Annotated in this window: 23 protein-coding genes; 15 read left to right on the forward strand and 8 right to left on the reverse strand. The window is 58.3% G+C overall.

Annotation, left to right across the window (positions count from 1 at the left end):
• The first annotated feature begins 273 nt into the window (after positions 1 to 273).
• From JS541_RS00605 to JS541_RS00670, 14 genes are all read left to right on the forward strand, one after another.
• Positions 274 to 678, forward strand: a complete 405-nt coding sequence (locus JS541_RS00605) for a MobC family plasmid mobilization relaxosome protein (protein ID WP_043164798.1) — start codon at positions 274 to 276, stop codon at positions 676 to 678.
• Entirely contained in the window at positions 669 to 2120 is a 1452-nt protein-coding gene (locus JS541_RS00610; protein ID WP_214372392.1) for a relaxase/mobilization nuclease domain-containing protein, read from the forward strand. The genes JS541_RS00605 and JS541_RS00610 overlap by 10 nt, the downstream gene beginning before the upstream one ends.
• Positions 2121 to 2171: 51 nt before the next feature.
• Complete coding sequence (locus JS541_RS00615; RefSeq protein ID WP_214372393.1) at positions 2172 to 3074, forward strand: PcfB family protein; 903 nt, start codon at positions 2172 to 2174, stop codon at positions 3072 to 3074.
• Between the two features lie 39 nt (positions 3075 to 3113).
• Complete coding sequence (locus JS541_RS14695; protein ID WP_240539188.1) at positions 3114 to 4112, forward strand: hypothetical protein; 999 nt, start codon at positions 3114 to 3116, stop codon at positions 4110 to 4112.
• Positions 4109 to 5569 (forward strand): antirestriction protein ArdA, encoded by a 1461-nt coding sequence (locus tag JS541_RS00625; protein ID WP_214372394.1) that lies wholly within the window; start codon positions 4109 to 4111, stop codon positions 5567 to 5569. Before JS541_RS14695 ends, JS541_RS00625 begins: the two co-directional genes overlap by 4 nt.
• A gap of 18 nt (positions 5570 to 5587) precedes the next feature.
• A complete protein-coding gene (locus tag JS541_RS00630) occupies positions 5588 to 6301 on the forward strand; it encodes a hypothetical protein (RefSeq protein ID WP_214372395.1) in 714 nt (237 codons plus the stop codon).
• Complete coding sequence (locus JS541_RS00635) at positions 6298 to 6606, forward strand: hypothetical protein (protein WP_214372396.1); 309 nt, start codon at positions 6298 to 6300, stop codon at positions 6604 to 6606. Before JS541_RS00630 ends, JS541_RS00635 begins: the two co-directional genes overlap by 4 nt.
• Entirely contained in the window at positions 6603 to 7037 is a 435-nt protein-coding gene (locus JS541_RS00640; RefSeq protein ID WP_214372397.1) for a hypothetical protein, read from the forward strand. The genes JS541_RS00635 and JS541_RS00640 overlap by 4 nt, the downstream gene beginning before the upstream one ends.
• Complete coding sequence (locus JS541_RS00645) at positions 7034 to 8758, forward strand: type IV secretory system conjugative DNA transfer family protein (RefSeq protein WP_214372398.1); 1725 nt, start codon at positions 7034 to 7036, stop codon at positions 8756 to 8758. Before JS541_RS00640 ends, JS541_RS00645 begins: the two co-directional genes overlap by 4 nt.
• Before the next feature lie 213 nt (positions 8759 to 8971).
• Entirely contained in the window at positions 8972 to 9379 is a 408-nt protein-coding gene (locus tag JS541_RS00650; protein ID WP_214372399.1) for a hypothetical protein, read from the forward strand.
• 162 nt (positions 9380 to 9541) lie between these two features.
• Positions 9542 to 10159: a hypothetical protein gene (locus JS541_RS00655; RefSeq protein WP_214372400.1), complete on the forward strand. Its 618-nt coding sequence runs from the start codon at positions 9542 to 9544 to the stop codon at positions 10157 to 10159.
• Between the two features lie 2 nt (positions 10160 to 10161).
• A complete protein-coding gene (locus JS541_RS00660; protein ID WP_214372401.1) occupies positions 10162 to 11139 on the forward strand; it encodes an ABC transporter ATP-binding protein in 978 nt (325 codons plus the stop codon).
• Between the two features lie 8 nt (positions 11140 to 11147).
• Positions 11148 to 11906: an ABC transporter permease gene (locus JS541_RS00665; protein WP_214372402.1), complete on the forward strand. Its 759-nt coding sequence runs from the start codon at positions 11148 to 11150 to the stop codon at positions 11904 to 11906.
• Positions 11903 to 12682 (forward strand): ABC transporter permease, encoded by a 780-nt coding sequence (locus tag JS541_RS00670; protein ID WP_214372403.1) that lies wholly within the window; start codon positions 11903 to 11905, stop codon positions 12680 to 12682. Before JS541_RS00665 ends, JS541_RS00670 begins: the two co-directional genes overlap by 4 nt.
• Before the next feature lie 316 nt (positions 12683 to 12998).
• On the opposite strand, the gene JS541_RS00675 is transcribed toward JS541_RS00670, so the two are convergent.
• From JS541_RS00675 to JS541_RS00700, 6 genes are all read right to left on the reverse strand, one after another.
• Positions 12999 to 14237, reverse strand: coding sequence for a hypothetical protein (locus JS541_RS00675; RefSeq protein ID WP_240539189.1), 1239 nt, complete (start codon positions 14235 to 14237; stop codon positions 12999 to 13001).
• Between the two features lie 21 nt (positions 14238 to 14258).
• Complete coding sequence (locus tag JS541_RS00680) at positions 14259 to 15851, reverse strand: CHAP domain-containing protein (RefSeq protein WP_214372404.1); 1593 nt, start codon at positions 15849 to 15851, stop codon at positions 14259 to 14261.
• Positions 15848 to 18157: a DUF87 domain-containing protein gene (locus JS541_RS00685; RefSeq protein ID WP_233428114.1), complete on the reverse strand. Its 2310-nt coding sequence runs from the start codon at positions 18155 to 18157 to the stop codon at positions 15848 to 15850. The genes JS541_RS00680 and JS541_RS00685 overlap by 4 nt, the downstream gene beginning before the upstream one ends.
• A gap of 79 nt (positions 18158 to 18236) precedes the next feature.
• Positions 18237 to 18617 (reverse strand): PrgI family protein, encoded by a 381-nt coding sequence (locus JS541_RS00690; RefSeq protein ID WP_055427677.1) that lies wholly within the window; start codon positions 18615 to 18617, stop codon positions 18237 to 18239.
• A gap of 42 nt (positions 18618 to 18659) precedes the next feature.
• Entirely contained in the window at positions 18660 to 19505 is an 846-nt protein-coding gene (locus tag JS541_RS00695) for a hypothetical protein (protein WP_055427678.1), read from the reverse strand.
• A gap of 18 nt (positions 19506 to 19523) precedes the next feature.
• Positions 19524 to 19730 carry a hypothetical protein gene (locus JS541_RS00700; protein ID WP_025263185.1) on the reverse strand — a complete coding sequence of 69 codons (207 nt, stop codon included), beginning with the start codon at positions 19728 to 19730 and terminating at the stop codon, positions 19524 to 19526.
• 516 nt (positions 19731 to 20246) lie between these two features.
• Between JS541_RS00700 and JS541_RS00705 the strand changes: the two genes are divergently transcribed.
• Positions 20247 to 21248, forward strand: a complete 1002-nt coding sequence (locus JS541_RS00705; protein WP_214372405.1) for a LacI family DNA-binding transcriptional regulator — start codon at positions 20247 to 20249, stop codon at positions 21246 to 21248.
• A 51-nt stretch (positions 21249 to 21299) separates the two neighbouring features.
• Here the strand turns inward: JS541_RS00705 and nagA are convergent, their stop codons facing one another.
• Complete coding sequence (gene nagA, locus JS541_RS00710; protein ID WP_214372406.1) at positions 21300 to 22604, reverse strand: N-acetylglucosamine-6-phosphate deacetylase; 1305 nt, start codon at positions 22602 to 22604, stop codon at positions 21300 to 21302.
• A 71-nt stretch (positions 22605 to 22675) separates the two neighbouring features.
• Complete coding sequence (gene nagB / locus JS541_RS00715) at positions 22676 to 23488, reverse strand: glucosamine-6-phosphate deaminase (protein WP_214372407.1); 813 nt, start codon at positions 23486 to 23488, stop codon at positions 22676 to 22678.
• Positions 23489 to 23491 lie beyond the last annotated feature (3 nt).

Here is a 23491-nt window from a genome sequence, read left to right on the forward strand (position 1 = left end):
GTGATTGTTCTTCACTGCTCCGCATCGTAGAACGACGCCGGCAATGATGCCGGCGGACACGAAACGGAACCGGTGTCGGCATGCGAAACGTGACCTGAAGTCCGCCGCGCATGGCGTGGCGCCCAGGCGAAACTGACCGGTGCGCAACCATCCCCTCCCCGGAGGGGCGGTTGGTGTGTAGCAAGCATCGCCGGTGTACGTACACCGGCGCGGCCCCGCGAGGCTCGGGGCCGATCGCGGGACACCCGTGGAACCCGATATGAGGAGGCGCCGATGGGTTGGAAAGGCAACCGTTCCAGGACGATCCGCAAGACGGTCACGTTCAGCGAGGAGGAATGGCGGTGGGTGGCGGACTCGCTCAAAGTGGAGAACCGTCAGCGCATCCAGGCCGGGCTCAGGCCCGTGGGATGGATGGCGTTCGCCCGCAACCGGATCAGATGCGCCCACCGAGTCAACATCACCGTGCCCGCGAACCTGCATGACGTGAGCGCCCAACTGGCGAGGATCGGCAACAACGTCAACCAGATCGCCCGTCACGCGAACACCACGCGGGAGACGGACCTGGCCATGCTCTCGCGTGTGTTCGACGAGCTGCGCCAAGCGGAACGGCTGGTCGCGGGCCTGAGCATCCGGGTGGAGACCGACGTTGACCCCAAAGGGGTGCCCGAATGGCTGTAGTCAAGATCGGCAAGATCAAAAGCACGCTTGCCCGCAGCATCGCCTACGTGACGAACCCGGCCAAGACCGACGGCTACCGGTGGGCCTCGACCACCGTCGGCGATGACATCACGGACGTCGAGTCCATCGCCCTTGGCTTCGAACGTGCGTTGGACGCCACGAAAGGAGGCTCACGCCGGCAGGGGGCCGTGTTGGCGCTGCATGTGATCCAATCGTTCGATCCCACCGACCAGGTCACGCCCCGATTGGCGCATCTGATCGGGGAACGGTTCGTCCGGGAGATCACCGGAGGCACGCACGACTACGTGATCGCCACCCACACCGACAGGTCCCACATGCACAACCACATCCTCATCTGCCCGGCAGACCGGATCACGGGCAAGGCCCTGCGTCTGAGGAAAGGAACCCTGGGCGAATGGCGGAAGATCAGCGACCGGCTGTGCCGCGAATACGGGCTGCACACCCTCATGCCGGAACAGTCCGGGCGCGTGGCCCCGTCGATCGGGGAACTCCACCTGAGCGCCAGAGGCGGCAACCTCAAGGACCGGCTGCGCACCGGCATCGACACGGCCTGCATGAACGCCCATGACTTCGCGGGCTTCCGCCGCGAACTCGCGACGCTCGGCGTCAACGCGACCGTGCGCGGCGGACGCATCACCTACACGCCATGCGGGCAGACCCGCGGAATCCGGGACCGGCGACTGGGCGTGGCATACAACATGCTCGCCGTCATGGGCAAGATCCACCGGCGCACGCTCAGCGAGATCACCTTCCACGAGGCCATGATCACCCGTCGGACGGATACGGCGGTGACCGTTCGGGTGCCTGGCACGCACGGACGCCTGCGCCTGTCCATACCGTGCGACCGGCTCGTACGTGACGGAAGGATCTGGCACGCCTACCTGTCCGACGACGTCAGACAGGTGCTCACCGACGAGAACGGCGGCTATGCACGTTCAACGGACTGCGAGGGCCTGTACGCATGGTTCGCGCGGCCCACGCTGCGACTGGAGGACTACTGCCGTCAACGGTTCGACGGCCGGGACCTGACCGGCGTGAACGGGCGCGCGCTGCGTCAGGCGATCGCCTGCGACCGGCTCGCCGACAGCCTGCGCGAGCTCAAGGTGCTCGCCCAGGTCATCGACGAAGGCGACGGCCGATTGGCGACGCTCGGCCGACTCACCGACTCCGTCGAACGCAACGCGAAGCACATGCGCGCCCTGATCGCGCTCATCGCCGACAACCATGATCAGGGATCCGACGCCACGGGACTGGAGGCCCAGCTCGCCATCGAGGAGCAGGAGACCCGTGGCCTGGCCTCCGACGCCCTCGCCCTGCGCCGGCTCATCGCCCGCACCGCGCCAACCGCCGAACGCTCCGACGGCGCACGGCGCGCGCAACGCCGCGATGATGGGCAGCGTGTCCGCCGCAGGAACCGGTGAGCCGGCGGAAGCTGGAACGCAACGAACCACGACGGATGACGGGAGAATCCCATGGCGGCCGAGGACCAGGCACAGGAACTCATGATGCGCGTCAGCGAGCAAGGCACGCGCGTCATCATCGACGTGACCAAATACGGGCTCGACAAGGCGCTGCACCTGCTCGGCATCGGCGTGCACGCCACCGGCGAGACATTACGGCGTATCAGGACCACCGGCAAGGTGGACGGCAAAACCCTGCACCGCACCGGCGAGCCGATCAACGTGCAGGAAGTCACCGGACGATACGCCCGACAGCTCGAACACGACCTGAAAAAGGCCGGCATCACCTTCCACATCGAGCACGACCGCGACACCGGCCGCACCTTCCTCCACTTCCAAGGCAAGGACGCCGACGAGGTCAACCACGTCGTCTCACGCATCGTCGAACGCCTCAACCGGGAACTCGCCCGGCAGGAGACCGCCACGACTCCCGAACCCGGCGACGCCGATCCCGCACGGCCGGCCACGGAGACAATGCCGGCACCGGAACGAGAGGAGCCGAATCCGTTCCTCGAACCCTCCGACGACGCGCTGCGCCTCGCCTTCGACGCCGAATCGCCATCGAACGGCCGGTTCGACTTCCGCACGGTGCCCTGGGACCGCGACGCCGCGATCATCACCGACCAGCTCGACCGGCTCCACATACCCCACCACACGCAACGGGTCGCCGACGACACGGTGCGCTTCACCTACCCGGCCGGCCAGGCCAGACGGATCGCCGACGCGATCGAATCCCTGACCGCACGCTCGCGGGGCCTGGACTGGAACCGCATGGACATCCCCGCTCCGGACGGCGGCGTGCGCCGCCCCAAAACCAAGCAGCAGACCCTGAACGACATCCGCACGCGGGCCGGCAAACGCATCGAAGGCCAACGCCGCACCGCGCCCTCGAAGCAACGCACCCGCACCCGGTGAACGGATGCGCGACGACCATGACCGGAAAGGAGCATCGCCATGCCCGAGCTTTCAGCCAACGCGCGTTGGCTCATGGACAATCTCATCGACAACGACCGGCAGGCCCTGGCGGACATCGCGCGACGCGGCGAGCAATACGCTGCCGCCAGCATGCCGCAGGACGATCGGCTGGGCCAGGTCGCCCGCATGGTCGTCGATGACGCGATCCGACGCCACAACCAGGCATGGCCCGACGCCGCGATCAGCTTCCCCTCGCCGGACCTCGATCAGGCCTCCGACGAGATCGCCCAACGCATCCGCACGCAGGCCGCACGATCATGGAACACGCCCGACGCCATGCAGACGCCGACGCTATGGCAGCCCGAGCAGCCCGGGAACGCGCGAACCCCGGTCCCGGAGCCGAGGCGGAACGAGACGGCCGTCGGCCGGCCCGGCGGCGAGCGGCCGGCGCAACCCGCGGCCGTTGGAAGAACAAGGGAGATCTGGCCGCGCGTGAACTTCCCCAATAGCTACGTGCACCTGTACCGGATGACCTCCAAGGACGGGCGCACGTTCGACAAGATGCGCGTGGCGATACCGCAAGGCACCAGCATCCGCGGCGTGGACCTGACCGGATGGCAGCTCGACCGCTTCCTGACCGACCATGCGAGGGACGCCAAACTGAACGGGCGCGACGTGACCGTCAGCTTCAAACCCGGAGAACCCGTGGAACTGTGGCGCGGCAAAGGCGAGCAACGCGAGACCATGCGCATCGACGACGCATGGCAGCTGTGCCGCGCCGTCAAAGCGCAACGCATGGCCTATGCGAGGCAACGCGCCGAAAACAAACCGGTCACCGCCACCACCGGCACCCGAACCGGCGAGGAGCCGCCAGCAGCACCCGGTCCGGAAAACCCCGAACAGGCGGCCGCGCAATCCCGGCCGGCCGGCAAGAGCCGGACGCTCGACGCCATCAAGGACAGGGCCGAGCTCCGCGCGCAAACACCATCCACCGCGCAGACAAGAACGCAGACGCAAACACAGACAAGGAGCCGATGATGGCGGAAGACGATCTGACGATCAACGTATGGGTAGGCAACCTCGGCCGATACAACGAGGGCGCGCTCATCGGCGGATGGCTGCGCCTGCCCACGGACGGGCAGCGGATCGACCGGTTCCTCACCGAACAGGTAGGACTGACGCTCGACGCGCAGCAAGCCTATGAGATCGGACGCCAAGGAGGCGTCACCTATGAGGAATACGGCATCTTCGACCACGAATACACGGGTCTGCTCGCCGCACTCGACTACCGGCCCGGCGAATACGAAGACCTCCACGCCCTGAACACGCTCGCGCAAGCCGCCCGGATCTTCGCGCAAGACCAGCCCGAAGCATTGGAGGCTGTACGGCTGGCGGCCGACATGAACGGCGTGCACGACCCGATCGGACTGGCGAACCTGCTCGTCCAATCCGAGGACATCGAATACATGACCTACGACCCGCCGCAAGGCATCACACAGGAGAACACGCCCGACCTGGACGAGATGTACGGCTGGCATTGCGTCAACCAAAGCACCGAACTCGCGAAACTCCTTGACGGACCATACGGCATGTACTTCGACGTGGCGAAATACGGGCGCGACGCCGTCATCAACGACAACGTCACCCTCGCCGACCACGGGTTCCTGCTCGACTCCACCATCCCCGACACCAAACGGTATTCCGGCACGGAACTCAAGCAGATCATCGACGCCTACACCGACGACGAGCCCGGTCTCGACGCCACGACGCAGTCGACCCCCGACGCGATGCGGATGATCGAACGCTGGGGAGACACGCACGACAACGTGATGCGATCAGACGACGCCACACGCATCACCGAACGCATCATGCAGGCCAACGACACCGATGACGAACACCTGCGCCAACAGGTCCAAGGCCTCGTCAAACCGGTGGCCGACCAGCTGGACGGCGACATGCCCTCAGGATCGGCCACGTTCGCCCAACTCGTCGCCGAACACGCAGCAGAACACGCCAATCCCGACCAGATGCCAACACGGGAACCGTTCCGGCTCGAATCGCTGCTCGAACCCGACGAACGCATCATGGAATACACGCTCGCCGGCACGGCGACGAACTGGGGAGCACCCGTCTACCAGTGCATCATGCCCGCCGATTCCACCGACATCAGCGCCGGATTGGAAGACACCCTCCAACGCATCATCGCCGACCGGACCGGGCGCGGCGACGCCGCCGCGATACTCGCCGAAACCATGGGCGCCAGACCCGCCGACGAACTCGACCCCGCCGACGGCATCACCCCGATCGACCAGGGATACGCGCTGCCCGCACCCATCGCCTCCTTCAACCCCAAACCAGTGACAGAGGAAGAACCGAATACGTCGAAAGGCAAGGACGCGGTGCTCGACGGCATACGCCAACGGGCGGGCCAACGCGCCGACGACCCCGCAGACTGTCCATCCACGCCGGACCGGACGAAGACCCGCAACCGATAAGCCGCCGAGGAGACCAGCATGACCACCATGGACACCGTTTACCGGCAACTGCAGGACGAACTCAAACGCCTCGGCTACGAGCTGCGCATGGAAGGCTTCGGCATCCTCCAGCCCCAAGGCTCCTACGGGGACATCGAACCACCGTACCGGCTCGTCACCCTGCGTGAGATCCCCATCGAACCGTTGCCCGAATGGTCGGCCGACGTGCACCCGCACGACATCACCTACCGGTTCGACGCCGCGCGATACCAGCACGACCGCGAACAACGGGACACCGTTGACGTGCGCGACTACGAAACATGGACGCGCACCGTATGCGACGAACAACACGTGCAGGGCCGCGTGCTCATCGACATGGACAAAACGGCGGAGGAACGCATCGCCGACCTCGCCACCGCAATCCACTACATCCAATCCGCGAACCCCGCCTGTCGCTCCTACCCGGTGGACCGCAAGACCCGACGCAACGAACTGCCCGACCGCACCCGCATCAGCCAGCCGATCGACGACTACCGGGACCCGTGGAGCATCCGGGTCATGGCCGCACGGGAACAGGCCCTCGACACGCTCGCCTCCAAACACGTCCGGGTGGCCAAGGCCCGCGCAGAATCCGACGCGCTCACCGGCGGCGACCGCGACGCCCGCGCCATCGGACGCGACGCCATCAACGCCATCCAAGGCAAAGCCCCAAACATCGACAAACCCGCCAGAAAACGCAGACCAGGCCGATGAGCGATACCCGACATCCGCAGGCCTATGCGCGCGGCATCCTCACCGATGACGCCAGATTCCACACCGACGGCGACGGCAGGACGACGGCAGTCATGACCGTGAACACCGGCACCATGGACACGCCACTCATCATCCGCGTGCACGCGGCCGGAGACCATGCGGCATACCTGCGCGAACAGGGCGCGCTGCAGGGACGACGGCTCATCGTCCACGGCATCATCCACGAAGAGGAAAACGCCGACGAAGCCTACATCCTGGCCGACGAAATGGCCCTGCACACCAGCGTCAAGGACACGCTCCCGTGAACACGGCACGAACAATCACGATCATCGATGCAGGCGAGGAAACCGTTGGCATTCCAATCACACGCGGGAACCCGACCATCTACGATGCGGAAACACCCGCGGGACGCATCCTTGCCGCGATGTGCGACGGAGACGACACCATCGAGAACCGCCAAGGCCTCACGCGCATCACCAGCGCCGCCGACGCGGGAAACAGACAGCCGGTACTCGGACGCAATAAGCCTTTGCAAGCGGACACCGCCGTCATGCAGCCCGCGGCCGACAATCCGCCATGGACCAGGGAACAGACGCTCACGAACATCCGCGTTCGCGCCGAACACCGCATCAACAGTCGGATCCCGCAATCGGCCGATGCCCCTGCAGGCGATGACATGCGACGAACCATGACGCAGCACCGCAGCGGCACGGAAAGAGACAGGGGAAACCAATGAAACGACTGCAAGCCATACTGCCCGCGGCCATGGGACTGTTCACGCTGTTCTGGCTGGGCGACAAGATCGGCTACCAGATACGCACCGACCTGGATGAAGACACGAGCGTGATCGACCTGATGAACAGGTTCTGGCTCGACCTGTACCATCCATTCCACCTGTCCACGAACCATACCGATTTGCTGTGCGGACTCGCCGCAATGGGCGTCGGCCTGCTGATCTGGGCATACAAGTACACGGCACGCCTGAACCTGCGCAGCGGCGAGGAACACGGCTCCGCCCACTGGGGCACCCCGAAGGACATCAAACCGTTCATCGACCCCGTGGAATCCCACAACATCCGATTCACCGCGACCGAACGGCTCTCCATAGACACGCGACGCACCCTACGCAACCTCAACGCGCTCCTGCTCGGCTCATCAGGCTCCGGCAAAACCCGCTACTACGTCAAACCCAACCTATTGTCCGTGGACATGAACTGGGCCGTCACCGACCCCAAAGGCGAACTCAAACGTGACACAGAATATGCCATGCGCGACCGCGGCTATCAGGTCAACACGCTCGACCTCATTCACCTCGACCGATCTGACCGGTTCAACCCCATGCGCTACATCGATCCCGAAGAGCCCCAATCCGCGATCCTGCGCCTGACCGATAACCTCGTCACCAACGCCACCGGAGACCGCAAAACCGGAGACAGCTTCTGGCAGGACGCCGAAAAAGCACTCCTATGCGCTCTCATCGCATGGACCTACTACACCGAAAACAACCCCACCCTCAACCATGTCACCGACACCCTCGACCGCATGGGAGCCAGCGAACAGGACGAAGACAAGGAATACATCATCGACGCGCTCTTCGCCGAAACCCAAACCGAAATCCACCGCATGCGCGAACACCCAGACGACTACGACGAGGAAACCCAGAGCATGCTCTACGGACTCGCGTTCGCATGCGCCCAATACAACACGTTCCTCAAAGGCGCCGGCGAAACCAAGAAAAGCATCATCATCACCACTGGTGTCCACCTCGCGCCCCTCCAAGTGCGCGAGGTACGCCGAATCCTCGATGGCGACGACATCCGGCTCGAAACCCTCGACCAAGGTAGACGCATCATCTATCTCGAACTACCTGACACCAACGCCACGTTCTCCTTCATCGCCAGCATCTTTTACCAATGTCTCTTCGAAACACTCGTGCGCAAAGCCGACACCAAGCCCGACGGTGTGCTCGATCGTGACGTGCATTGCATGCTCGACGAATTCGCCAATATCGGCAAAATCCCCAACTTCGTAAGGCTCATCGCAACCATACGAAGCCGGCGCATCAGCTGCAGCATCATCCTCCAGACCGTCAGCCAAGGCAAAAGCCTCTATCGAGATGACTGGGAGACCATCGCCGGCAACTGCGACAGCCAGCTCTTCCTCGGCGGCAACGAACCCAGCACCACCAAATACATCAGCGACCGACTCGGAGACCAAACCATCGACGTCATCGAAACCAGCGAAACCAAAGGCCTCAACGGCAGCTGGACCCGCAGCACCCGCAAGAACGCGAGAAAACTCCTCACCCCGGACGAACTCGGACGCATCCCCACCAGCCAGTGCATCTACCTACTCAGAGGCATACCACCGTTCCGCAGCAATAAAGAATGTCATCTAAAGATGACAAACATTCGAAACCCGATGATTCCGAATACAGAAGCTGTGCATAATCCTTAACGACCGTCTAAGGAGGTGAGAAATGAACAACAATGCAACTGAGGCAAATGAATCCATGCTCCAGAAGTATGAAGAAGAGCTCAAGAAAACGGATAGAGTTTTTGCTGAGAATCTTGTAGTTTGGCAGCATGGAGCCTGATTGAATTAATCGGTGGTATGCCCGCAATCTGGATGATTGCGGGCATACCACCGATTAGGTATTGGTAAAGAAAAATGTTATCTGAAATTCAAAATATCGCAAATTATATCCTGAATTCAAATGAAGAAATCCCGAACGTTGTATATAAGCGATCGCTGTATGCCTCCGTCTGCGCCCCAATTGCGGATAGGCCATTCTGTGCTCAGAATTATGCAACCGATCTAGGTGTTAGAATTAAGCCTGATCCGAAAATCTTCTTTGCTGAGATGAGGAAGAAATATATCCCATCATCTATTTTTTATTCTAATAGACTTGATATAGATGCATATCGTAAATATTGCGAATCAATAGACTTTTCAAATAAAAAAATATGTCATGATTTTGATGTGCTGATAAACTATTCCGGAGAGTGGGAATCTGCATCCGATATTGCAAAAAATAATGATTACGGAACCACATCTCGTGTCGGATTATACGCTTAAAACATATATTGCCGAAGCTATTGGATATGACAATGACAACAAAGCCGAAAATGTATATTCAATGATAGAAAGCACAAAGGAATATGATGTAGTAAAGAAGACCTTTGCTAAAATCAGACATGCAGCGTATGTGATAAAACGAAGAAAAAAAACAGTGAAGGCGTGAATATAATACAATCTGGTATTAACGACATTAATAAAGCTGAAATAAATCATGAAATATCAGAAGACGATTCATTGGCCCTGCAAGGTGTTTCCAATAATCTATTGGCGTTGGCATATTTACGATTACATAAGAATGACGATGCGTTAACTCTAATCGATAAAGCTTGTAACGAACTTTACTGTGTCAAAAATCTTGTAACTGTCGGTAATGATGAAAGAAAACGATATTACGATCAGGTAATTATCAATCGTAGTCAGATTGATGTTCTTAAAGGAGATTTAAAAACTGCCTATGAACGACTCTGCAATCACCAGAATTGGGTAAAAGACAATCACCCAGATTACCTTTGTGAAGTGCTTGGCGCAAGGGGATACATAGAGTATCTAATGGGAGATTATCAAAAATCGATATCAACATTGAAAGCTGCTGTGCCATTATTTGCCCGTAATGGTGTTGTTTCGGCGCTTAATAATACTCGAAAGATTTTATCTGTAGACTACTGGAAAATTGATGATTTACAAAAATCTGATTATTTCTTGAAGTCTATTAACGAAGATCCAGCGGGATTTGAATATGTTGAATCCATGAATGAGTGCGAGGAGGAAAAGCAGTGAATATGGATTTGAGGCATGCCGACGTCATACTTAGAGCTGATTCCATATCACGTTCCTTCGTGGATAAACAAGGTGTTCCTCATCAAGTATTGCATAGTGTCTCAATAAATGTAAGAAAAAGTGAGATCTGTTGCATGCTCGGTCCTAATGGTGCTGGAAAGACAACTTTTATTAAAATTGCCTCAACGTTGCTTTGTCCTGATTCCGGCAGTCTTTCAATATGTGATATTGATGCGATTAAGGATCCCATTGGAGCAAGGAAGCATGTTGCCTTATTACTTGGAGGTGATAGAGGATTCTATATGAGATCCTCTGCTATCGCTAATTTATATTTTTTTGCGCAACTTGCTGATGTTCCTTTGCATGAAATGGACAATAGAATTACTGCGGCACTTGATAAAGTAAATCTCCTTGATAAAGCGAACTCTAACGTTGAAACCTATTCTCGTGGAATGATCCAACGGCTTCATATTGCAAGGGCAATAATTGAACAAGCTCCGCTTCTGCTACTGGACGAGCCGACAATTGGCTTGGATCCAGAACATGCTATGCAAATACGCGGTATTATTGACGATTTGCGCAATGAAGGTAAGGGGATTCTTCTCACGACTCATTCAATGAGTGAAGCGGAAGCTCTATCTGATTCCGTAAATATTCTCTCTAAGGGACGTGTCATAGCTAGAGGTACGATTAGTAAAATCGCCGAAGATATCAATCTTGATGGAGTTTGTATCTTTACTCTTCCCGTTAATGAATGGAAGAGAGATGAGTCAAAGAGACTGTTGTTAGGTATGAAACAAATACAAGGGGTTTCTGAAAGCCTGCGGGGGAATCAGTACTTTATTGACATTGCATGGAAGGATAAGGAACCGGATGAGATGACTATAGGCAGAGTGCTAAGTTCCCCATCTCTTCGATTTGTTGGAAGGCGCCCGCCTACTCTTGAGGAAGTATATCTGTCCATCATGGAGAAACGTTAGGATTGAAAATGATTGCAAAAAAAATCATAAATATGATTTGCTTTCATGTGAAAAATCTATGGAGCACGTCTTTTTTTAGACAAACTTCGGTAATATTACCTTTGTCTTTCTTTTTGTTGTCTGTTATGGGTTCCCGCTGGACTTTGAAGGACGATTTATTGTTTAATGCATCTATAAGTGGTTTATGGGGAACAACAACAACCGCGACCGGACTAATTGCCTTCCAAAGGTTTCAAGGGGTTCTCCAGTATCTAGCTCTTAGTACATTACCGTCGTGGTCCGTATTTCTTTCTCTGATGATCAGCGCGGCGCTAATCGGACTCGTTGCCGTTCCCATTTCCGTTTTTTGTACTTATATTTTATCCTTACTTTCCTATCAGCGGTTTCCGGATGTCACACCTAATCAGGTAATAGGATTGCTGTTAGCGGTTCTAGCATGCGTTGCTTCGGCGGTTTTGTTGTCTACGCTATTTGTATATTCTAGACACGCTAGCTCCTTTGAACCATTGATACTGGTTCCAGTATGGATGTTATGTGGAATTGTAGTACCAACTGATACATTTCCTCCATTGCTTAAAGAAATTGCTTTTATTCATCCTCTGACTTCAGCTGTTAGAGTAGCTCGTTTTAATTCGATTGTCCCTAAAGAACTTATATTTATTTTTTTGTGCTGTTTTTTATCTTTTATATATATATTGATTGGCGCATTTGGACTTAAGAACGCTATCAATCATGCCAGAATTAAGGGGGATTTATCATTATCATGAAGAGTACAGTTAATTCTTTTTTGATTTTTTGGCGACTTATTCCTGGATGTGATTCAAAGATTTCGTTTTTGGTGATGCTTATAATTAGCCCCTCACTATCGTCATTATTTTATGCTTTATTTGCCTATTCTGGAGGAGTGAATGTTGAGATTTTTTCTTCTATATTAGCTGCTACTATTAATGTATGTTGCGTAAAGACGATTACGAATACGGCCTACATTTTTGCTTATGATCGTTTCTCTGGCGTTCAGCCATATATCCTCATGAAGGGAAATAGCCCTTTTGCAAAAGGGCTAGGTAGGTTTCTTTCTCTCTTTTGTGCGTCTTCCATTAGCGGGACTTCTTCCATTGCGTTTGCATTTTTACTGTCTCAAAAAGAATCGTTTAATGCTAGACAATTAGTTTATACTATAATAATTCTTATTTTCTCTATTTGTACTTCTATAATTGTTGGTATATTGTTTTCTGGGTTGTCGTTGCTGTTTCATGACGCATTATGGGTTAGCAACTTTTTGGAATACGCACTTCCCATACTCTCTGGAGCCGTTGCGCCGGTAAGTATTTTTCCGCCCGCATTGAGGGTGGTTTCCGAAGTGTTTCCTTCTACATGGCTGACTGATTCCATGCGAAAGGTTGCGAATGGAGTTTATGGGGATATTAATTTTTTGGCAATCCTTATCTTGTCTTTAGTTTGGTTTTTGCTTACCTATATTTTATGGGTATTGTGTTCCCTTATTAGTCGTCGATTTGACAATATTAGAGGTTTTGGTTTTTAACTACATTGTTAGTGTTATAAATGATTACCTCGAATTCAAATTATAGTTAGGTAATGCCGTTTGACTGTGAGCTGTTTTACGATTGCGGGATTTAACCTGCATGCTTTCGGCTGCACTATTGACTAGATGACTGATACCATATTTTTGTGGAATGGATGCTACTTGTTCCATTCCACAAAAAGTCCCTCGTTAACTGGACGCCCTTTTCGTTCTTAAATTGATATCTTCTAAACAGATTGGCATAGAGACCTAACTAAAGCCGTCGCATTATTCCTTGCTTATTCTTGTAGGTTAATCTGATTCATATTGACGCACTTTATCTCAGCTTATTAGGAAATGGGGGGATTGCCGATTGCCCGGGCGCATCCCAGGTCGGATTGCCCTGCATAAGTGACGGAGATAACTCTTCCGATGATGGTGCAGGTTGCCGGTTCAATGACTGGGATTCCGATTCCGGCTGTGTGGAACCATCCGAACGGCCCACATCAGATATTTCCTTGTTCTCTACAGCCGTCATGGAATCCCGGACGATTTGCATGACTTCGTTGAGGTCCTGGATGATTCTGTTATAGACATCAAGATCCTGATGGTCGCGCATCATGAGTCGTGCACGGGTGATCTGCTCACTGAGCCGTGCACGGGTGTTGTCGTCTCTGACCTTGTTCTCGGATTCTTTGTAGAGCCTATCGGAGTCTTCAATGGTTTGGCTCAGTAGGCTCCGCGCGTTGTCGATCTGTTGTTGTTCCTGTGACGTCTTGACCGTGTCAACCGTGTCATGCAGGTTCCTGATCTGGATTCTGAGCTGGCTGTTAGCTTTCTCTGTTTCCGCACGAGTGCGATCGAGACGGTCGGCCGTCAGACTCGGATCGCAATTTTCTGTTGAGGCCAATGGTTGATATTGCATGATTTTACCGAGCAGTTCCAAAGACTTCGGATCCCGCACGTCTTTATCCTGAAGCTTCGCATATGGTTCCGCCTGTTTCAATGCCTTGTCCCATTCAATCCGCACTATGTCAGATTGCTCAATTGCGTGATTGCATGACGTGAGCGCTTCCCGATGGTCGTAGTTCCTCTTCGCCATGACAAGGCCTGTGGCTAATCCCGTTACGATGACCAGAGCGAGCATAATGCCGGCAATGCGGGTAAAGGGGATATGCCGATGGACGGCTACCTCATCCGCGTCGTCAGCCGATAATTCCGCCAAGGACGCATCATCCTCGACATGTTCCCCGACCCTCATTGGTGTGTTTATCGTCGTTCCTGTCCGTTTGTCAGGCTTGGATACGGGAGTGCTGTTGTTTCGTGTATCGCGAGGCAGCTCATCGTCGATGATGGGTGTGATGGGAAACAACCGATGCTTGGATTTCCTGTCTGCCAACGGTTCCGGTGGAGCTCCGGCGGTTTCGGGGTGTGCGATGGCATGTGCAGCCCATTGGTCGAGTTCCGGCCATGTACTGGGATGATTGCGGATTTGCGTGAGGAGATCCCAGTTGGCGGAATCGCTCATAAGATCGGAAAGCTCGCAAGGGTCAAGCTTGGGATTGATGCGGCGCATGCTTCCTTCTTTCCCTCGGGATTAGTGGATGTAAGTGATGCTGGGATTGTTGGCCTGCTCCTTGGTAAGGGTTCTGAGCCATGCGTATGGAAGGCCGCCGCCGGATTCGCTGACGACGATGCTGCCGTCGTCCTTGATTTCCTCGACGATGGCGACGTGTCCGTAATCGGCGCTTGCGCCAAGATAGCCTTTGGCGAAGCTCGCCACGTCGCCGAGCTGTATGCCGCCGCCCGTCGGGTATCCGAGTTTTCTAGCGCTTGACGCCCACATCCAGCCGTCGCCCATGTAACCGTCCACAGGTTTGCCGATCTGCAATCGGCGGGCGGCCGCCCACCATGTGCACTGACCGGTTGCATAGGTGGTGATCTTGCCTACGGGCGTGCCGGTCGCCGCCACATCCACGTTCAGCGTGCCGGACCGTATGACCAACGGTGGCGTAAGCTTGCCGATGGTTCGTCCTGCCGTGGCCGAGCAGCCGCCTCCCGCGTCGATTGCCGGCTTCACGTTGTCGAGATACCGTTTGGTGATGTTGGGAATATCCGGGTATTTCATGAGATTGCCTTCGCCTGCGTTATGAGCGATGACCAAAGCCGTCAGGTCGTCAAGCTCGGCGAACGGCATGCCCGGATGCGCGGCTTTGAGTTGTTTGACGCCTTCCAGACGGTTTTTCAGGTATATGCCGCCGTAATGGGCATGGACCATGGGGTCGGTAATACCTTCAGGCGGCGTCTGGTCGGCGCCTTCGGGATGCACGCCGCGCCATACGCTCCTGTTCATCTGCAGCAGTCCCCATGTTCCGCCGTTGCTGTCGTCGGCATACGCATCCGGTCGGAAACCGGATTCCTGCTTCATGATCGCCGCGATGAAATCAGCGCTCAATCCGCTCGATCGAGCCGCCTCGCTTACCCATGGCTTCGCCTCGTCCGGAACCTCGATCACACTGGCCTCGCAGCCTCCGTCATCTCCGACGGCAACGGTGGGGATGAACCACAGCAGCAGACTGAAGGCCATCAGCACCGCCGCCACGCCCAATAGAAATGGAATGCTGACCGCAGCTGATGCCGATGCCGCGACACCGGCCCTCACTGCCGTTACGGTCCGAGAAACTGCCTGTGTGACCTGTCTTGCAACCTGCGTCGAAGCTCTGGCAGCGGATTCGGCCCCCTGGACACCCGATCGTACGGTCTTGCCGGAACGCTTCGCACGTTTGGCACGAACTGAAGCCGTTCTTCCTGCCATGGCACGTGCCGTTGAACCTCTTGCGGCATGTCTTGTGCGAATAATACTGGTCACGCCGTCGCGTACCCGGTCTGCAGGGACCATTGGAGACAACAGGTCGTCGTCCTCGCTGGTCTCCGTCTGTGTCGATTGCGATTCAAGCACGTACCGTGTCGCCTTCACACCACGTTCCAAAGCGCTGACGGTTGTTGTGCCGATCGAGCGCGATACCTCGGATTGACTGTTCCTGATGGTGGTTCGTGGCTGTTTTAGCCCGGCCAGCACGGGATCATGGGAGAGTCCATTGACATGACGGACCTTCAAGCCATGAATCGTGCCGTTCGGCTGAACGAGATTGCGCGTGGCATGGAATGAGTCTGGGACGACTGGTCTCATTCGGGTTTCCGATCCTCGAATTTCGTGGTGTACAGCCGGTAAAGCAGACTATCGGCATCGATACGCCCGTCGAACGGTATGAACGCGGTGCCGCTCTTGGCCATGCCCTGACCGGGCTGTACCCCGGTGAAAAACGCCCGCTGCTCATCGGACAGCTTCAGCAACTCGCACAAGGCGTCGGCATCTGTGGCGGTCTGGTTCAGCAGCAACAGGAAGTCGCTGTTTGCGAGCATCAGGCGCGCGTCCTGATTGGCCAGCAGCTCCTCGATGTTCTGCGTGATGCCGGTGGGGCACAAGCCCCATTTACGGGCGCGCTTGTACAGGCGCAGGAAGTATTCGGCCGCATACCGGTTCGAGAACAGCAGATGGAACTCATCCACCCACAGCCAGGTGCGTCGGCCGAGACGTCGATTCCTGACGACCCGGTTCCATATCTGATCCAGGACGACGAGCATGCCGAACGTACGTAGCTCCGCTCCCAGACCGGAAACGTCATAGACCAGGAACCGGCTGGACGTATTCACATCAGTGGCATGGGCGAAGGCGTTCAGACTGCCGGTCGCGTAGATCTCCAATGCTCGCGCGGCATCATGGGCACCTGGCTCATTCAAAGCCGTGAGACGGTCATGCAGGGTGACGAGCGTTGGCATGCCCAGTTCTGGATGCTCCCGCACCTCGCGATACATGCCGATGACCGTACGGTCGATCAGACTGCGCTGCATGCGGTCGATGCCGTCCTGTCCGCCGATCAGCACGCCGAGCATGTTCAGCACGCTCGCACATTTCGACCGTATCGGATCACCCTCGGAATCATCCTCATACTCGATATCCAAAGCGTTGATATGCGCGCGCGACGATTCCCCGATCTCGACTCGCTCGCCGCCAAGACCGGTGCACAACGGCGTGAACTCACGTTCCGGGTCGATGACGATCAGATCATCGTCCGGACGGGTCAGATAGATCTGGGTGATCTCGTTCTTCGCCGCCTGGCTCTTGCCCGAACCGGTCGTACCCAGAACGAATCCGTTGCCGTTCATGCCTTTCGTACGGTCGATGACCACGGGATTGCCGGTGCGGGCGTTCGCCCCATGGAACACCCCGCCCGGCTCGAACAGCTCCTGCGACGTGAACGGCACCAGAATCGCCGCGCTCGACGTGGTCAGCGTGCGACGCATCGGCGGCAGGGGATTCCCCAACGGCAGTACGGCGTTCAGCCCCTCCACCTGCATGTAGGCCAAGGTCTCGGCCACACACGACTGCCCATCGATTGCGGCCGTCACGTCACGAACCGTCTGGTCCAGTTGCTCGCGACTGCCCGCCGACACGTCCACGATCATGAGGGAATCCACCAGACGGTCGCCGTTATGCTCCAGATCATCACGCAGCTCACCCGCCTGAGTCATGGATTCCTGAAGATCATGAGGCAGCATGTCCTCGGGCAGATGCTGTTTGCGGTTCTTGCGCCGCTCGTCGATGGCCTGCATATCCATTTCGGCGATCGTCCGGTTCACGAGCTTCAACCCCTCGGCCTTGCCCCGCGGGGACAGATGGATGCCGACCGTGATATCCGCCTTGATGTCCGTGATGGACGACACTAGTTGATCGCTCAGATAATCCGGGAAGTCACGCACCAACAGACACTGATGCCACACCTCCGCAGTGCCCGAGCTCAACCGGAGCCGACGGCGATCCGACACATCCACGGCGAACGGGGCCACATAATCCTTCGTGGACATGCCATGCGATTTCAGGAAGCCATCCTCGGTGAACGAGAACCGGACACCGTGCCGCAGCATCCCGTGCAATACCGCCAGACGCGACTGCCGGTTCAAGCGGACGCCGACGCAGCCGCCCACCGACCGCAGTTGCGCCGTGGCACGCAACGCGGCACGGTTCAGCAGCGTGACCGCCCGTTCCCCGTCCCGCTCACGCAACGTCAACGTCAGATACTTGTCCGTCACCGCGCCCTGCGAACGCCCGGCGAGACGCCGACGCACATTGCGGTTGAAGTCCCCGCGCAATCCATCCAACGCATCGCTCCGAAGCGACATGGCGATACTGCGCGTCACCTCCTCGGGATCCAGCATGCGCGTGGCGACCGTGATCTGGACTCCCATGTTCTCGCCGATCGAATTCAGGAAACGACCCCACCGGTCCACGACATCCAGCTGCTGATCCTGGGTCGCGACCTGATAATTGATGTCGCTGATCCGCAGCGACACGCTCCACCGGTCGCCGCCAAGGAACACGATGCCATTGGACAGCATCGAATCATAGCCAAGCAACTCCTTCGACGAACGAGGCATGCGACGATTCCCGGACCGCCTGTTCCCGACCTTTCCATGTCGCTTACCGTTGCCTTTGACCGCCTTGCTGCCACTGATGTCAGACATGACGACGTACCTGCCTTCCCCTGATTCGTCTACGGGCCTTCTCTTTCAACGACGGTTTGCCGGGAAACCTCGCGGGAACATAGGGTTCGAGCAGGTAGACCTTCGGACCGAAACGCTGGCGCAGCATGTATCCCAGATACCGTTCAGGCTTCAGCCCTTTCGGACGCCACCAACCCCACAGCGCGAACGGCAGGCAAACCGCAAACAGCAGATACGACCCCAGATCGGACAAGCCCAACGACCAGAACAACGCCGCCTCACCTCCGCCCAGGACGAGCATGCATGCGGCGGCCGCCAGTTGGCGCCAGCTCAGCCCCCACATCACCTTCGCCTCGACATTGGCGATCTCCTTATATACGCGCATCTGCAACATGAAAGAATCCTTTCCCTGATTGGCCCCGGTTGTGGTAGGCGGCTACTCGCCGCCGGCTATGGCCCGGCTGACACGCTGACTCACCGCGATCACGAAGAACAGCAGGATGCCCGCCATCATGAGATTGCCGAAGTTGCCCGTCACCCACGCCACCATGCCCTTGTCCGCGGAATCCGGGATCTTCACGGCATCGACCACGACCCGCTGATAGAACACCAGACAGATGAACACGCACACCGCATTCACCGACGTGCGCGCATACGACTTGAAGAAACCCACGCCGATTGGCTTGGTGTCCTCATGCACCAGAAACGCGAATGGCAACGACTGGAACGCCGTCAACGCATACAATTCGATGAACCGCACATACAGCACCACCGTGAACACCACCGACGCCAACTGGGACAACAGCCACGGGATCACCAGCAGAAAGAACAACGCCGCCTGCCCCATCACCCCGGCATCGCGAATCTGGTCACGCATCAGATCGCCCAGCTGACCGCCGTCGCCCGTCGCCTCATACGACATCTGAGAAGACACTCCCTGCATGAGGAACTGCGTGACCTGATTGAACATCCGAATGAATAGACTGGCGTTCTGCACGGCGATGAACACCAACGCGATCTTGAACATGGTGCCGGCCACGATCTTCACACCTAGATCACGGTCCGACTCGATGCGCGTCGAGTTACGCGCCAGCTCCAACGTGAACATGACCGCGAGCACCACCGATGTCAGAGGCTTGACGGCGACTCCATGCACGTTCACCGCCAACTGGTAAAGAGCGGGATTCCACGTCTCCGGCGCCTGAGATAACAGCCCGGCTGTGATCGAACCGGCGCCTCCGCCGCCGATCATGTTGAGCATGGCTACGATGAAGTCCTCCACGGCAGGCCCCGAATCAGCTCAGCCCAGAGCCACCGCGTTGAAAATCTGCGCAGCCGCGATGATCATGCCTCCACCCACGATCTGCCACAGTCCCGATTGCGTCTGCGGCCCGTTATGATCCTTCAGACCGCCACCGAAGGTAACGGCGCCCCACACCAGCCACAAGCCACCACCGATAGTGGCGAACCTGACGAACAACTGAAGCACCTGATTCAACAAATCCACGACGGCCTCCTCTGACGACGATCAAGGAGCCCGATATGCAACGGCCTCCGTTGACCTCATCGTCAGGGAAAACCAGCAGGATAGCGGCGGACAGAGGAACCTCGTTGCCCCGCATAGGTATAGGAAGACTGTTTCCCAGTCTGGGCAGTGAAAAGGGAAGGAACAAGCAAAAACTCGCCTCTTCGATTCATAGCGCCACACTCAGCGGAATCAGACCGGAGTGCGAAGTTGGTCGAGCCGTCATCGGCATATGTGCAGCAGCACTGAAGCATTTGTACTTGCCGTTACATATTTGCAGATCTGAAAAAGTCAGAAAAGGAATCCGCAGCGGAAGAATCTTCAGAATGGCGGGCATGTCAGCTGAGATATACCCGCCATCCTATGCATTGCCCCTTTGTCGGGACATGTGCAGTCTACCAGTCATGGGTAAACTTCCACGCCGCCAATGCCGCTAACCATGCCTTCCCGGGTTATGCTGTAGTAAAACTCTTTACTAAAGTTTGCGGGGAGGATGTCATGGCCACGCTCAAGGAGGTCGCGGAACGGGCCGGAGTGTCGCAGAGCACGGTGTCGCGCTTGCTGAACGACCCATCGTTCTCCATCAAGGAGGAGACGCGACGGCGCGTGCTGCGCGTATGCGAGGAGCTGGGATACCGCAACGTGTTCCGTCCCGCGATCGCTGTGCTGGACGCCCCTCCGTCCGGGGAGGAGCTGCAGGACGCATACTTCTCCGATCTGCGGAAGGTCCTTGCGGAGTGTGCGGAGTCGATGGAATTGGACCAGCCCACGTTCATCCGGTCCATACACGAGCTGACGGAACGCGCAGCGGAGTTCGATGGGTTCATCACCGTGGGTGCCACGGTGTTTCCCGAAACAGACCTGCGCGCCCTGCATGCGGCACTCCCACATGGCGTGTGCATCGACACGAATCCGGCACCGCACCTGTTCGACTCCGTACGGCCCGATCTGTCGCAGACGATGCTGGATGCCTTGGACGCGATGATCGCGGCGGGCCGCAGACGCATCGCGTTTCTCGGTGGCGTGGGCAGCATCATGGGCATGCATGACTATCCCGAGGATATCCGCGAACTGTCGTTCCGCCAGTGGGCTGCGCACTTGGGATTGGAAACGGACGGATTGGTGTATTCGTCCGGCACGTTCACCGTGGAGAACGGTTATCGTCTCGCGGAGCAACTGGTGGCCGATCATCGTGAGGCCGGCAGCATGCCCGATGGTCTGATCGTGGCCGCCGACGTGCTCGCGGTGGGGGCGTTGCAGGCGTTGAACGCACTGCGCGTGGCGGTTCCCGACGAGTTGGCCATGGTGAGTGTGAACAACCAGTCAATCGCCCGGTACACGTCGCCGTCGCTGAGTTCGTATGCGATCGATCAAAGGGAGTTGGCCCGTATGGCGTTCTCCACCTTGATTGATGGGTTGAAGCATGAGCGGCGGGTGCGTCGTCACATCCTGCTGACGACCGAGCTGGTGCCGCGCGCAAGCTTCGTTCCTCAGGCGTAAGACGTCGTCTCGAAGACGGGCGGCACCGGCGTCGATTTTGCTGGAAGGAATTTACTTCACCTGGCGGCCGGCGCACCAGACGTGTTGGGCGGTCCAGTCGGTGGGGTCGAGGAGGTTGAGGTCGGCGGCGTATCCGGGGGCGATGAGGCCGAGCGGGGCTCCGGTGACGGGGTTGGCCTTGTCGAATCCGAAGGCGCGTGCCGGGGTGAGGGTGGCGGCCTCGACGGCGGCGACGGGGCTGAAGCCGAGTTCGTTGACCGCGCGCTGGACCGCGACCTCCAGGGTGAGCGTGGAGCCGGCGATGGCGCCGTTGGACACGAGTCGGGCGTGGCCGTCGATGACGTTCACGTCGAGTTCGCCGAGTTTGTACGCGCCGTCGGGGCAGTCGGTGGCGGCCATCGCGTCGGTGACGAACGCGATGCGGTGGGGCGCCAGTCCGAAGCCGAGCTTGACCATCGGGTTCTGGACGTGGAAGCCGTCGTTGATGAGCTCGATGGTGACGCGCGGGTCCTCGACGGCGGCCGGGATGGGGCCGGGTTCGCGGTGGTGCAGGCCGTTCATCGCGTTGAACATGTGGGTCATGATGCCGGCGCCCGCGTCGAAGCCGGCCTGGGCGGTGGCGTAGTCGGCGTCGCAGTGGCCGACCGCGGGCACCACGCCGGCGGCAGCGAACTGGCGGATGGCGCCGATGCCGTGCTCCAGTTCGGGGGCGATGGTGATCTGGCGGATGCAGCCGAGCTTGCCAGTGGCGGGGTCGGCGCCCGAGGCGTCGAGCATCTCGTCCACGAGTTCGGGCACCGGGTCCTTGAGGCAGTTCGGATCGTGCGCGCCCTTGCGCTTGAGGGCGAGGAACGGGCCTTCGAGGTGGCAGCCGAGGATGTCGGGGCGGGTGGCCATCTTCTCGCGCACGGTGCGGATGTTGCGGCAGATCACATCCATCGGGTTGGTGATAAGCGAGAGGACCTGGCGGGTGGTGCCGTGCACCGCGTGGCCGGCGCGGGCCACGTCGATGCCGTCAGGGCCGTCGTCGAAGCTCTTCTCCCAGGCACCGTGGGCGTGGATGTCCACGTAGCCGGGCGTGAGGATGCGGCCGGCCGCGTCGATCACCTCGCCGGAGCGGGAGGCCGGGTCGATGCCGACCGTGCGGCAGGCATGTTCGAACGCCTCTTCGCCGCTGCCGTCCGCCGCCGCGAAACCGGTGGCCACGATCACGCCGCGCGCGTCCGAGACCACCCAGTAGCCCGACTGCTCGCCGCGGGCGTCCACCTTGCGCGCCCCGCGGATCGCGACCGGCTTGGCCTCGCCCTCCAACGCCGCCGTCACGCGCGCGACGATCTCACTTCTGTCCTGTGTCATGATTTCCTTCCTGTATGCGTTCGGGCTCCTTCTTTGCGGAGAAAGAAGGAGCCCGAACCGTTCGATTGCCGTCAGATGCCCTGCCAGGCCGGCTTGTGGGCGAAGGCGTAGCGGTAGTAGTCCTTGTGACGCAGGCGGCTGGCGGCCTCCTCGTCGATGATGATCGTGGCGTGCGGGTGCAGCTGCAGCGCGGAGGCCGGGCAGAATGCGCTCACGCCGCCCTCGACGGTCTCCTCGATGGCCTCGGCCTTGCCCGAGCCGAACGCAAGCAGCACGAGGTGGCGGGCCTTGAGGACCGTGCCGATGCCCTGCGTGATGCAGTGGGTGGGCACCTGGTTGATGTCGTTGTCGAAGAAGCGGGCGTTGTCGATGCGGGTCTGCTCGGCCAAGGTTTTGACGCGCGTGCCGGATGCGAGGGAGGAGCCGGGCTCGTTGAAGCCGATGTGGCCGTCGGTGCCGATGCCGAGGATCTGCACGTCGATGCCGCCAGCGGTCTCGATGGCCGCGTCGTAGGCCGGGCCGGCGGCGGCGATCTTGTCGCCGTCCTCAAGGGGCGCGCCGTTCAGCACGTCGCCGGGCACGTGGACCTTGGCCGGGTCGAGGCCAAGCGGTTCGACGACCGTGCGGTGGATGGTGGAGTGGTAGGACTCCGGGTGGGTCAGCGGCAGGCCCAGGTACTCGTCCAGTGCGAAGCCGCGCACCTGGGAGACGTCGATCGACTCCTCGTGCACGATCTTGGCGAGGGCCTGGTAGGCGGCCAGCGGGCTGGAGCCCGTGGCCAGACCCAGCACCGCGTCCGGCTTGGCCTTGATGAGGTCCGCCACGCAACGGCCGTAGATCTCGCCGGCCTCCTCCTCGTTCTTGACGATGATCACTTCAGCCATGAT

The organism is Bifidobacterium sp. SO1 (assembly GCF_018555335.1).
In the GTDB taxonomy this organism is placed as follows: Bacteria; Actinomycetota; Actinomycetes; order Actinomycetales; family Bifidobacteriaceae; genus Bifidobacterium; species Bifidobacterium simiiventris.

Coding starts and splice junctions, on each gene's coding strand:
- JS541_RS00645 (WP_214372398.1), top strand. CDS start 7,034: ATGAAACGACTGCAAGCCATACTGCCCGCGGCCATGGGACTGTTCACG.
- JS541_RS00690 (WP_055427677.1), bottom strand. CDS start 18,617: ATGTTGCAGATGCGCGTATATAAGGAGATCGCCAATGTCGAGGCGAAG.
- nagA (WP_214372406.1), bottom strand. CDS start 22,604: ATGACACAGGACAGAAGTGAGATCGTCGCGCGCGTGACGGCGGCGTTG.
- JS541_RS00605 (WP_043164798.1), top strand. CDS start 274: ATGGGTTGGAAAGGCAACCGTTCCAGGACGATCCGCAAGACGGTCACG.
- JS541_RS14695 (WP_240539188.1), top strand. CDS start 3,114: ATGCCCGAGCTTTCAGCCAACGCGCGTTGGCTCATGGACAATCTCATC.
- JS541_RS00635 (WP_214372396.1), top strand. CDS start 6,298: ATGAGCGATACCCGACATCCGCAGGCCTATGCGCGCGGCATCCTCACC.
- JS541_RS00665 (WP_214372402.1), top strand. CDS start 11,148: ATGATTGCAAAAAAAATCATAAATATGATTTGCTTTCATGTGAAAAAT.
- JS541_RS00625 (WP_214372394.1), top strand. CDS start 4,109: ATGATGGCGGAAGACGATCTGACGATCAACGTATGGGTAGGCAACCTC.
- JS541_RS00685 (WP_233428114.1), bottom strand. CDS start 18,157: ATGCCTCGTTCGTCGAAGGAGTTGCTTGGCTATGATTCGATGCTGTCC.
- JS541_RS00675 (WP_240539189.1), bottom strand. CDS start 14,237: ATGCGCCGCATCAATCCCAAGCTTGACCCTTGCGAGCTTTCCGATCTT.
- JS541_RS00660 (WP_214372401.1), top strand. CDS start 10,162: ATGGATTTGAGGCATGCCGACGTCATACTTAGAGCTGATTCCATATCA.
- JS541_RS00650 (WP_214372399.1), top strand. CDS start 8,972: ATGTTATCTGAAATTCAAAATATCGCAAATTATATCCTGAATTCAAAT.
- nagB (WP_214372407.1), bottom strand. CDS start 23,488: ATGGCTGAAGTGATCATCGTCAAGAACGAGGAGGAGGCCGGCGAGATC.
- JS541_RS00615 (WP_214372393.1), top strand. CDS start 2,172: ATGGCGGCCGAGGACCAGGCACAGGAACTCATGATGCGCGTCAGCGAG.
- JS541_RS00670 (WP_214372403.1), top strand. CDS start 11,903: ATGAAGAGTACAGTTAATTCTTTTTTGATTTTTTGGCGACTTATTCCT.
- JS541_RS00680 (WP_214372404.1), bottom strand. CDS start 15,851: ATGAGACCAGTCGTCCCAGACTCATTCCATGCCACGCGCAATCTCGTT.
- JS541_RS00630 (WP_214372395.1), top strand. CDS start 5,588: ATGACCACCATGGACACCGTTTACCGGCAACTGCAGGACGAACTCAAA.
- JS541_RS00705 (WP_214372405.1), top strand. CDS start 20,247: ATGGCCACGCTCAAGGAGGTCGCGGAACGGGCCGGAGTGTCGCAGAGC.
- JS541_RS00610 (WP_214372392.1), top strand. CDS start 669: ATGGCTGTAGTCAAGATCGGCAAGATCAAAAGCACGCTTGCCCGCAGC.